General features: G+C 70.7%; 11 protein-coding genes. 9 read left to right on the plus strand and 2 right to left on the minus strand.

The genetic code is table 11. The features are described from left to right. Positions 1-1679, plus strand: a 1679-nt coding sequence (locus ACWCO3_RS23860; RefSeq protein ID WP_450012110.1) for an ABC transporter ATP-binding protein, incomplete at its 5' end; no start/stop codon positions are given. 47 nt (positions 1680-1726) lie between these two features. Here the strand turns inward: ACWCO3_RS23860 and ACWCO3_RS23865 are convergent. Then, the gene (locus ACWCO3_RS23865) at positions 1727-2467 is read right to left on the minus strand and encodes a TetR family transcriptional regulator (protein ID WP_167524828.1); all 741 of its coding nucleotides are present in this window, start codon (positions 2465-2467) and stop codon (positions 1727-1729) included. A 109-nt stretch (positions 2468-2576) separates the two neighbouring features. Between ACWCO3_RS23865 and ACWCO3_RS23870 the strand changes: the two genes are divergently transcribed. The 8 genes from ACWCO3_RS23870 to ACWCO3_RS23905 all read left to right on the plus strand — a co-directional run bounded on the left by ACWCO3_RS23870 (position 2577) and on the right by ACWCO3_RS23905 (position 10098). Beyond that, positions 2577-3557, plus strand: coding sequence for an ABC transporter ATP-binding protein (locus tag ACWCO3_RS23870; RefSeq protein ID WP_450012113.1), 981 nt, complete (start codon positions 2577-2579; stop codon positions 3555-3557). Further along, positions 3554-5179 carry an ABC transporter permease gene (locus ACWCO3_RS23875; protein WP_358051251.1) on the plus strand — a complete coding sequence of 542 codons (1626 nt, stop codon included), beginning with the start codon at positions 3554-3556 and terminating at the stop codon, positions 5177-5179. The genes ACWCO3_RS23870 and ACWCO3_RS23875 overlap by 4 nt, the downstream gene beginning before the upstream one ends. Positions 5180-5368: 189 nt before the next feature. Continuing rightward, a complete protein-coding gene (locus ACWCO3_RS23880) occupies positions 5369-6310 on the plus strand; it encodes an endonuclease domain-containing protein (protein WP_450012116.1) in 942 nt (313 codons plus the stop codon). A 208-nt stretch (positions 6311-6518) separates the two neighbouring features. Further along, entirely contained in the window at positions 6519-7136 is a 618-nt protein-coding gene (locus ACWCO3_RS23885; RefSeq protein WP_450012118.1) for a restriction endonuclease, read from the plus strand. A gap of 45 nt (positions 7137-7181) precedes the next feature. Next, positions 7182-7745, plus strand: a complete 564-nt coding sequence (locus ACWCO3_RS23890) for a hypothetical protein (RefSeq protein ID WP_450012120.1) — start codon at positions 7182-7184, stop codon at positions 7743-7745. A gap of 146 nt (positions 7746-7891) precedes the next feature. Continuing rightward, complete coding sequence (locus ACWCO3_RS23895; protein ID WP_450012122.1) at positions 7892-8242, plus strand: DUF3024 domain-containing protein; 351 nt, start codon at positions 7892-7894, stop codon at positions 8240-8242. Positions 8243-8313: 71 nt separating this feature from the next. Then, positions 8314-8883 carry a carboxymuconolactone decarboxylase family protein gene (locus tag ACWCO3_RS23900; protein ID WP_244311698.1) on the plus strand — a complete coding sequence of 190 codons (570 nt, stop codon included), beginning with the start codon at positions 8314-8316 and terminating at the stop codon, positions 8881-8883. A gap of 255 nt (positions 8884-9138) precedes the next feature. Next, on the plus strand, positions 9139-10098 hold the full coding sequence (locus ACWCO3_RS23905) for a DUF559 domain-containing protein (RefSeq protein ID WP_450012124.1): 960 nt from the start codon (positions 9139-9141) through the stop codon (positions 10096-10098). 84 nt (positions 10099-10182) lie between these two features. Here the strand turns inward: ACWCO3_RS23905 and ACWCO3_RS23910 are convergent, their stop codons facing one another. Next, positions 10183-11019, minus strand: coding sequence for a hypothetical protein (locus tag ACWCO3_RS23910; protein WP_450012126.1), 837 nt, complete (start codon positions 11017-11019; stop codon positions 10183-10185). Positions 11020-11279: the final 260 nt, after the last annotated feature.

Below are 11279 nucleotides of genomic sequence, written 5' to 3' on the forward strand. Positions count from 1 at the left end.
GGCCCGCGCTCGCCGCCGTCACCGCGATCATCGTGCTCTCCTCGGTCATCGCGATGGCCAGCCCGTTTCTGCTGCGTGCCGTCATCGACCGGGCGCTACCGCAGGGCGACGTGACCCTGCTGGTCTGGCTGGTCCTCGGCATGGTCGCCGTGGCGGCCGTGACCTCCGCCCTCGGCGTCGTGCAGACCTGGATCTCCACCCAGGTCGGCCAGCAGGTCATGCACCGGCTGCGCACCGACGTCTTCAGCCACCTCCAGCGCCAGTCGCTGGGCTTCTTCACCCGCACCCGCACCGGCGAGGTGCAGTCCCGGATCACCAACGACATCGGCGGCATGCAGTCGGTGGTCACCTCCACCGCCACCGCCGTCGCGTCCAACCTCACCACTGTGGTCGCCACCGCGGTCGCCATGGTCGCCCTCTCCTGGCAGCTGTCCCTGGTCTCGCTCGTGGTGCTGCCGCCCGCCGTCTGGCTGACCCGCCGGGTCGCCCGGATGCGCCGGGAGATCACCGCCCAGCGGCAACGTGAACTCGCCGACCTCAACGTCACTGTCGAGGAAGGGCTCTCGATCAGCGGCGTCCAGTTGGCCAAGACCCTCGGCACCGGGCCGGCGCTCATCGAGCGGTTCAGCGCCTCCTCGGCCCGCCTGGTCGACCTGGAGCTGCGCAGCGAGCTGGCCGGGCGCTGGCGGATGGCCTCGATGAGCATCATCTTCGCCGCCGTACCGGCGGTCATCTACCTCGCCGCCGGGCTGCCCGGCACCGCCGGGACGTTGAGCATCGGCACCCTGGTCGCCTTCACCGCCCTGCAGGGCGGCCTGTTCCGGCCACTGATGGGCCTGCTCAACGTGGGTGTCTCGCTCACCGCGTCGCTGGCGCTGTTCGCCCGGATCTTCGAATACCTGGACCTGCCTGTCGACGTGGCCGACCCCACCGAGCCGGTCCGCCTCGACCCCGCCCAGGTGCGCGGTCACCTGCGCCTGGAGGACGTCACCTTCGGCTACCCCGGTAGCGACACCGCCGCCCTCGCCGGGATCACACTGGACGTGTCCGCCGGCACCAGCCTCGCCCTGGTCGGGGAGACCGGGTCCGGCAAGAGCACCCTCGCCGGCCTGGTCAGCCGGCTGCACGACCCGACCGCCGGCCGGATCACCGTCGACGGCGTCGACCTGCGCGACCTGCGCCTGGCCGACCTGGCCGCGATCGTCGGCGTGGTCAGCCAGGAGACGTACCTGCTGCACACCACCGTCCGGGAGAACCTGCGCTACGCCCGGCCGGACGCCACCGACGCGGAGATCGAGGACGCCGCCCGCGCGGCCCAGATCCACGACCTGATCGCCGGGCTGCCCGACGGGTACGACACCATGGTCGGCTCCCGTGGCCACCGCTTCTCCGGCGGCGAGAAGCAGCGGCTCGCCATCGCCCGCACGTTGCTGCGCGACCCGCGCATCCTGGTCCTCGACGAGGCCACCAGCGCGCTGGACACCGAGACCGAGCGAGCCGTGCAACGCGCGTTCGACGTGCTCGCCGAAGGCCGGACCACGATCACCATCGCCCACCGGCTCTCCACCGTCCGCGACGCCGACCAGATCGCGGTGCTCGACCACGGCCGCATCGTCGAGGCCGGCACCCACGACAGCCTGCTGGACCGTAACGGCCGCTACGCCACACTGGCGGCCTGAGCGTCCGCTCAGAAACCCGTCTCGAAACCGTCGCTAAAACTGTCTCATTATTCCGGGTCCAGGTGTCGGTAGACGGTGGCCCGCGAGACACCCAGCGTGGCGGCGATGGCATCCACCGAGTGGGTGCCCGCCGCGTGCATCCGCCGGGCCGTCTCCACCTGCTCCCGACCCAGCGCCCGCGGTCGTCCCGGCCGCCGCCGCCGGTCCGCGGTGCTCGCGCCCGACGGGCCTGCGGCGTCCGTGGCGGCCGGCGTCAGCAGTCGGCGTACGCCGTCGAGCATGTCGGCGCGCAGCACCTCGTCGGACACGTCGACGAAGAAGACGATCGGATCGCTGCACGCCGCCACCGCCTGCGTCGCCAGGACCCGCTCCCGCCGTCCGGCGTCCGGCCCGGCGATGAGGTCGTTGGCCCGCATCGCGACCTCCATCAGACGGTGGTACGTGTCGCCGCGACCGACCAGCGCGATGTCGTGGAACAGCATGCCGAGGGGCCGGCGGTGGGCGAGCATGACGTCCACCCAACCCTCCAGCACCGTCCACCGTGCCTGCTCGACGGGCTGCGTCCGCGCGGTGTCGAGCAACGCCTCCAGATCGACCAACAACGGCTCGACCAGCGCGGAGAGCAGGTGTTCCTTGGCCGGGAAGTGGTACAGGATCGCGGCCTTGGTCAGCCGTAGCCGTTCACCGATCTGCCGCAGCGAGGTGCGCTGGTAACCGTGCTCGGCGAACAGGTCGAGCGCGGCGCGCAGGATCCGGGTGCGAGTGTCGTCCCCGGGGTCGGCGGTCATGCCGGTCAGCCTAGCGACGTCCTGACCGGTGGGCACCATCACCGTTGATTCTACTGACCATCGGTCAGTACAGTGGTGGTGGTCGACGCAGCCAACGGCAGGAGGGGCGATGCCCGTCATCTCGATCGACAACCTGGTCAAGACCTTCGGCGCGATCCGGGCACTCGACGGGCTGGATCTGCGCGTCGAGCAGGGGGAGGTGCACGGCTTCCTCGGGCCCAACGGCTCCGGCAAGTCCACCACCATCCGGATCCTGCTCGGGCTGCTCCGCCGCGACTCCGGAGACGCCCAGGTGCTCGGCGCCGACCCGTGGCGCGACGCGGTCCGCCTGCACCGCCGACTGGCGTACGTGCCGGGCGACGTCAGCCTCTGGCCCAACCTCACCGGCGGAGAAGCCATCGACCTGTTCGGTCGGCTCCGCGGCGGCCTCGACCGGCGACGCCGCGACGAGCTGCTGCAACGCTTCGACCTGGACCCGACCCGCCGCTGCCGCACGTACTCCAAGGGCAACCGGCAGAAGGTCGCCATCGTCGCCGCCTTCGCCTCGGCGGTGGAGCTGTACGTGCTCGACGAGCCCACCTCCGGCCTCGACCCCCTGATGGAGGCGGTGTTCCAGGACGAGGTCCGGCGGGTCAAGCAGGCCGGCGCGACAGTGCTGCTCTCCAGCCACGTGCTCGCCGAGGTCGAGGCCCTCTGCGACCGGGTCAGCATCATCCGCGAGGGGCGCACGGTCGAGTCCGGCACCCTCGCCGAGCTGCGCCACCTCACCCGCACGGCGGTCACCGTCGAGACCGCCCGTCCGCTCACCGGCCTGGACGCGCTTCCCGGTGTGCACGACGTGCACGAGGTCGACGGGCGTACCCATCTGGAGGTCGAGCCGGCGCACCTCGACGAGCTGCTCGGTCAGCTCGTCCGCTCCGGCGTACGCGCCCTGACCAGTACCCCGCCCACGCTGGAACAGCTCTTCCTGCGCCACTACGGCGACGACCCCGCCGCCGGTCCGGCCGATGGTCCTGTCGCCGGTGTTGGGTCGGCTGGTGCCTCGGACGCCGACTCGCAGGTTGGCGCCCCGCAGGCCGGTGCCCGGTGAGCGCCCTCACCGGCACGGCCCTGCTGGCCCGGCTCGTGCTGCGCCGCGACCGGGTCCGGCTCGCCATCTGGGTCCTCGGCACGCCGCTGCTCGGCTACGCCCTCGCCGGCAGCGTCGCCGGCATCTACCCGGACGAGACAGCCCGCCAGGGCTACGCCACCACCTCGGCGTCCAGCCTCGTCGCCCGCGCGTTCAACGGTCCGATCGCCGGCACCGACCTCGGTGCCGTGGTGGTCGCCGAGACGTACGTGACGCTGGCCCTGATCGTCGCCCTGCTGAGCACCTTCGCGGTGACCCGGCACACCCGGCAGAACGAGGAGACCGGCCGGGCGGAGCTGCTCGGCGCCTCAGTGGTCGGCCGGTACGCGCCGCTCACCGCCGCGCTGCTCGTCATCGTCGCGGCGAACACCCTCGCTGCCGTACTGCTGGCGTTCGCGCTGGTCGGCGCCGGCCTGCCGCTCGCCGGCTCCGTCGCGGCCGCAGCCGCGATCGGTGGCGTCGGGGTTGCCTTCACCGCGATCGCCGCGGTCACCGCCCAGCTCTCCGTCACCTCCCGGGGCGCCAACGCGCTCGCCGCCGCCACCGTCGGGATCTCCTTCGTGCTGCGCGCCGCCGGTGACGTGCTCGGCGACCAGAGCGCCGACGGCACCCGCGTGCAGAGCGCCTGGCCATCGTGGATCTCCCCGCTCGGCTGGGGCAACCAGGTACGGGCCTTCGGCGGTGAACGCTGGTGGGTGCTCGCCCTTCCGGTCGCGCTGCTGCTCGCCGGCGTGGCCGTGGCGTACGCCCTGGCGGAGCGACGCGACCAGGGCGCCGGGCTGATCGCACCCCGACGCGGGCCAGCCAGCGCCGCGCCACGACTGCTCAGCCCCGCCGGGTTGGCCTGGCGCATGCAACGCGGCACGCTGCTCGGCTGGGCGGTCGGCCTGGCCGTACTCGGGTTCTCCATGGGCATCGCCGCCGACGAGTTCAACGCCATGATCGACCAGAATCCGGCTGCCGCCGAGGCCATCAACGCGATGGGCGGTGGCGGGGTTCTGGTCGACGCGTACCTGGCCGCGATGCTCGGGCTCTTCGCGCTGACCATCGGGGCGTACGTGGTACAGGCCCTCCTCCGGGTACGCGGCGACGAAGCCGACGGCGTCCTGGAAGCCGTGCTCGCCACCGCTGTCAGCCGTACCCGCTGGCTCGGCACCCAGGTGCTCGCCGCGACCCTCGGCGCGGTCGCGCTGCTGCTGCTCGCCGGCCTGACCACCGGGCTCGGCTACGGCCTCGTCACCGACGATCCGCTCGGCCAGGCCCTCGACCTGGGCGGTGCCGCGCTGCTGCGACTGCCCGCCCTGCTCGTGGTGGCCGGGGTGGTGACCACACTGTTCGGGCTGCTGCCCCGCTGGTCGGTGGTGCTGTCCTGGACGGTCCTGCTGGTCTTCCTGCTGCTCGGGCAACTCGGTGCGGTGCTGAAGCTGCCCCAGGCCGCGCTCGACCTCTCGCCGTACACCCATGTGCCGTCCGTGCCCGCGGTCGACCCGGCGGCGCTGCCCCTGGTGGTGCTGACGGCGGTCGCCGCGGCCCTTCTCGCCGTCGGAGTGACGGCCTTCCGCCGCCGCGACGTGCCGAGCTGAGGCCTTTCCTTGATCGTTGGCAGCTGAACAGTTCGACACGCCGCCGTCTGCACTGCACAGCTGCCAACGATCACCTCGGCTAACACACACTGGGGCGCGGCAGGGCGTCGTCCACAGACGGCCCGCTGTCCACAGACGGCGGGACGGCGCGGTTGTGGAGGGTCGGGGTGAGGTTGGACGGTCCCTGGTGTGGACTCGGTGCTTCAGGGGCTGGTGGAGCTTGGTGACGGGCTGGTCACGCTCGGCGCTGCCCGGCAAGTGGTGCCGTCGTGGACGGTGGAGTCGGCCTGCCGTAACGGCGAGCTGGTGCGAGTACTGCCCGAGGTGTTCGTGGCGGCGCGCCTCGTCGGTGGTCGACCCGATACCCCTGCCCTGAGTCGGCTCGACCCCGCTCTGAGTCATCGCGCGGCTCTCGCCTGGGCCGGAGGCTGCGGCGCACTCAGTCACCTCAGCGCCCTCGACGCGTGGGGGTTACGTCCGCAGGCTGTGGGTGAGGTCGTACACCTGAGTACGCCAGCGAACGCCAACCTGCGGACTCGACCCGGAGTGGTCATTCATCGACGCCGTAACCTGCTCATCGAGCCCCCGCACGTGGTGGTGCGACAGGGGCTGACGGTCACCCGCCTCGAGCAGGCGCTCGTCGACTCGTGGCCGACAATTCCGCCCGCCGAGCGGCGGGCACCAGTGATCTGGGCGGTCAACGAGTGGCTGACCACACCCGAGCGGCTGAGAGTAGCCCTGGAGAGCGTTCCGAAGTTGACCGACCGAGCGGCGTTACGGACACTGCTGACGAGGCTCGCCGAGGGCTGCCGGAGCCCGCTGGAGATCTGGGGACACGAACACGTCTTCACCGGTCCGGGGATGCCGGCGTTCCGTCGACAGGTAGCGGTCAAGGTCGGGCGGCGCACGGTCTACCTCGACATGATCGCCGAGCGCGAACGGGTCAATATCGAACTTGATGGGACCACCACACACGGCGACCCACGTCAGCGGGAGATCGACCTTCGCCGCGATGCCCAGTTGGCGAGTATCGGGATCCTGGTGGTCCGCTTCGCCCACCGCCGGCTGCTGCACGAGATCGACGCGGTACGCCGGGAAACCCTGGCCGTCCTCGCCACCCGCCGGACCTGACGCGATGATGGCCCGCCTGCCGGACCGAGCTGGGCCACCGAGATCGCCCCGGTTGTTGAAAGGGGGAGCGACACTGGGGCTTCCGCGACTGTGGAGGCGCCTCGTGCCGTTCGTCAGATCGCATACCAGGAGGAACGGCGCGCGGGTTCGGGCGCACTACCGCAGGCGGCGCTCCGCCCGTGGACGGCAGAGGTCGACGGTCCGCCGGGTGTCCCGTGGTGGCGGCCCGGCCAAAGGCTGGTTTCTGGTGCTGGCCGCCGTCGTCGGCTTCGTGCTCGTCGGCATGGTCGTCGACTTCGTGCGGCGGCACCCCTTCTGGTCCGCTTTCCTGGCGATCCTCGTCGTCGCCGGAGCGATCACGGTGGTTCTCCTCCTGTCGAGGCAGCGGGCCCGCGAGCGGGCCGACCAAGCCCAGCGCGACAGGCTGATCGCGGTCACCGACACCATGAACGGCCCCGAGTTCGAGCAGTGGTTCGCGCGGATCCTGGTCGCGTCCGGGTTTCGCGATGTCACGGTCTGCGGCGGCTCCCGTGACCGGGGAGCGGACGTCCTGGCTGTCGCTCCTGACGGTCGACGGGTCGTGGTGCAGTGCAAGCGGCAGAGCATCAAGAACCGGGTGGGCAGTGCCGCGATCCAGCGGTTCGCCGGCACCTGCCGGGACATTCACGGTGGCGAGATCTGCATACTCGTGACGAACAGCTTCTTCACCGCGGGCGACGGCATCCGGATCGCCCAGCAGCTCAACATCACCCTCGTCGACCGGGAGGCGCTGGAGATGTGGGCCTGGACGGGGCAACCGCCGTTGGTGGCGCTCGGGGCGTGCTGACGTGAGAGGCCGCAGGGCTTGCCGGGTGCTGGCAGCCTCGGTGGCGTGGGCACCCTTCTGACGCAGCTTCCGGCGCTCCTCGGCGTACTGGTCGGCACCCTCGGCACCATCCTCGCCACGTCACTGGCCGACCGTGCCCGGTGGCAGCGCAGCCAGAGCGTCCGCTGGGACGAGCGACGGCTCGACGCGTACGTCGAATACGCGCACGCCCTCAAGGAAAGTCACATGGTGGCGCTGCGGATGACGGCCGACCTGCGACCGGGATCGCACAGCCACCCGATCGACCGTGATGAGGGCCTCGTTCGCCTCGCCGAGTCGGATGCCCGGCGCACCATCGTCTGGGAGAACCTGTTGCTGCTCGGTGACGAGCCGACCGTCGTTGCCGCGGCTCGTTGGCGCGACGCGATCTGGCAGGTCGAGCGGCTTGCCCGTGGGGTGACCGAGCCCCCGTCGGACATCTCCGACCTGTTGATCCAGATCAACGACGCCCGCGACGGCTACTACCGGGCGGCTCGGCGGAGCCTCGGTGTACGCGGTGGGTCGGTGGAGCAGTCGGCGGCGCTGCGGCAGGCAATGCGTGAACTTCCCGTGACTGGGACCGGCTCGTGACGGTGGATGGTGGGTGTCATTCCTGAGGACGAGTTCGCCCCCAAGAAGGCGGAGATCCTTGTGACGCGACGGCCCCGGGTCACGAGCCGAGGCCAGCACGGTGGCAGCCTCCTGACCAGTTACCGTTGGATTGGCGGGAGGTCAGAGTGGCGGCACGTCAAGGGTTACCGGCAGCGGACATAGCTGATGTGCGGCGGTGGTGCGATCAGCGGGTCCCCGGGCGGGTCCGTGACCAGGTACGCATCGAGTGTGAGGAGGCGGACCGTCACCTGACGATCGTCGAGTGTCGGGCCCCGTGGCGGGTCGAGTTGGGGTCGGAGTGGACTCGTGTTCCCGTCGCGCGCCTCGGGCACACCAGGACCACTGGCACCTGGACGTTGTACTACCGGGAGCGCACCCTTCGGTTCCGTTGGTACGACCTGGTCCCGCCGACAACCAACGTGGGCGAACTCCTCGACGAACTCGATCGGGACCCGACAGCGATCTTCTGGGGCTGACCGCTCGATTTCCCGACAGCATTCGCAGCCCCAACGGCGTACCGTCCGGGTCCACCTATGGGAGGAGTCGGATGAGTTTCCTGCGGCAGGCAGAGCAGTCCCCGGACACCGAGCGGATGTTCGACAGCGACACGAAGGCGATGGGCTATCTGCCCAACTACACCAGGTTGTTCGCCCACAGCCCGGCGGTGTACCTGGCATGGCAGCAGCTCAACGGTGCGGTGAAGGACGGGATGGAACTGCGCCGCTACGAGTTGGCGACCCTCGCCGCAGCCCGGGCCCTGAAATCCTCCTACTGCGGTCTGGCACACGGAAAGGTCCTACGCGACAAGTTCTTCGACGCGCCGACCGTCGCCGCCATCGCGTCGGACCATGGAAGCGCCGGTCTCTCCGCGCAGGAGGTCGCAGTCGTCAACTTCGCCGGAAAGGTCGCGGCCGATGCGAACTCCGTCACCGAGGCCGACGTCGCGGGCCTGCGCGGTCACGGTCTCGATGACACCGATATCTTCCGCGTGATCCTCGCGGTTGGTGCCAGATGCTTCTTCAGTACCGTCCTCAGTGCCGCCGGGGCTGAGCCCGATCCGCAGTACAAGGAGAGCCTGGACGTGGATCTGCGGCAGGCGCTGAGCTTCGGCGGTTAGACCCGGCGAAAACGCACCGACCGGCTGGCCGAGCGCCACCGGGGAGCGCGGAGGCAGCGTTCGCCTCTTATCCGACGGCAGCAGGGCAAGGTGTTCTTCGTAACCGACCTGAAGACCTGGATGCGGGAGTCGTAGCTGGCACGGATCTCGGCGGGCTTCTACCACAACCTGCGGTGGCCCGGGCGATCGTCCACAGGTGCATTCGCTGTCCACAGCGGCCCTCGCCCTGGCGGCGATCAGAGGCACGGTGTGTTCGTGGACGCGCGCCTGCAAGCCCTGCTCGATCGACGTGGTGGCCTGGCCATGCGGCGCGAGATGCTCAGCGTGGTTTCTCCCTGGGCGCTTCAAAGCGCCTGCCGGGCAGGTCGGATGGTCCGGGTGCTACCCGGGATCTACGTTGACGCCGCGCTGGTCCGCGAATCGGAGCCCAGCCTGCCGCTGCTGTCCCGAGTCGGGCCCGAGATCGCCCGCCGGGCGTCGCTGGCGTACGCCGGCGGGCGCGCGGCGTTGAGTCGGCTCACCGCGCTCGACGTGTGGGGACTCCGCCGCCAGCCGGCTGACGAGCCGGTGTATCTGGACCTGCCCAGAGGGGCAGGCCTGCGGGACCGCCCCCAACTTGTGGTGCGCCACCGGTCCGACTTCGCGGTGGCGCCACCGTACGTCGTGACCCGGAACGGATTGCCGGTCACCCGGCTTGACCGAACCCTGGTGGACTGCTGGCCGCTGCTGCCGTCGGTCGACAGGTCGGGACCGCTCATCCGTGCGGTCAATGACCGGCTGACCACCCCGCAGCGTCTGGTCACCGCGCTCGCGGAAGTGTCGAGGGTTCCCAACCGTGCGGCACTGTGTGGTCTGCTGGACCGGCTCGCGACTGGTTGTCGCAGCGCGCTGGAGATCTGGGGCCACGACCACGTCTTTACCGGTCCGGGCATGCCGACGTTCGTCCGGCAGGTGCGGGTGCGGGTGGGGGCGCGAACGTTCTACCTGGACCTGTTCGCCGAGGCGGAGCGGGTCAACATCGAGCTGGACGGCGCGACCAGCCACGGCGATCCGGCCGAACGCGAGATCGACCTCAGACGCGACGCGCTGCTGGCGACCGTCGGAATCCTCGTCGTCCGCTTCACGCATCGTCGCCTCACCGCGAATCCGTTCCAGGTTCGTCAGGAAGCCCTCGCCATCCTCGCGTCCCGACGCCGTCTACCCATGATCAAGTGATGAGAAATAGCTCTGAGAGCGCCCCAGAAGCTACTTTTCATCACTTGATCATGGCGAGGGGCGAGGGGCGAGGGGCGGGGCGGCTCAGTCGGTGGTGGGCTGCGTCGGAGTGTCGCGGCTCTGCTGGGGTGGGATCGGGGGCGTGCTTGGCGGGTCCGTTGGGTGGTCGCCGTTGCGGCGGAGGAGGTCGGTGATCCAGCGGGCGGCTTCCCGCTGCGCGGTGAGCATCTGGTCGCGGGCGTCGGCTACGTCCTGGTCGTCGGCGTCGTCGCTGAGGATCGTCGCCCACTGGCGGCTCAGGTGTTCGGCGTACCGGGCTTTGCGGAGCTGCTCCTCGAACTGGTACTCGAGCTCGACCATCCGGTCGACGTGCGGTTGGAGCGCCGGCATGATCCGTTCGTCGAGGCGGACAGTGGCGTCGGGGCGGCAGGTGAGCGTGATGTCGCCCCGCTGGTAGTGCCACCGGGGGTCTTCGGCCAGCGCCTGCTGCAACGCCACCTCCAGGTCCGCGGCCCGGTGCGGTGGCAGGTCCCGGGCGGCGTCGGCGGCGAGCCGGGTCAGGCGTTGGATCGCGTTGGGCTGGAAGTACTGCACGTACCAGCTCAGCACCTCGGCTCGCATGGTCGCCGGTGAGGACCACGCGAACGTGGCGCGGACGTAGAACGAGTACACGTAGCCCCGCGCGGGCACGGCGATCAGCCGGGGCGCGTCGCGCTGCTCGACGAGGGGCCCGGAGGGTGCCGGGGCGGCAGCGGATCCGACGGGTGCCTCGTCCTGGAGCGCGGCGACCAGCCGATCCCAGTTCCGCGCCCACCACCGCCAACCGCGGACACTGCCCTCGCGGGTGACGACCAGCGCGCGGACACCCCGGCGTCGCCACTGGTCGGCGGGCCTCGGCCTCCCGTCGGGGGCGTCCGTCATGGCACCCCTCCACGGCCTCGGATCCGCGTCTCACGCTAACAACCAGTGCCCGAAATGCCCGTAGCCACGCCGTCACGGGACCACCGCCCACGACGAAGCCGGTATGACACCGCGCCGTCGTCTGGTGATCGTCGGGGCGTCGTGTGCCGGTCAGTCGGGGACGACATCCTGCCCGGGTGCGCACACTGCCGACCGTCGTCGCGTACCGGCTGCTCGGGGGCGTCGGTGCCACGCTGCTGTCGTGCGCCGGCCTGGCCGCC

The organism is Micromonospora sp. NPDC002411 (genome assembly GCF_053592955.1).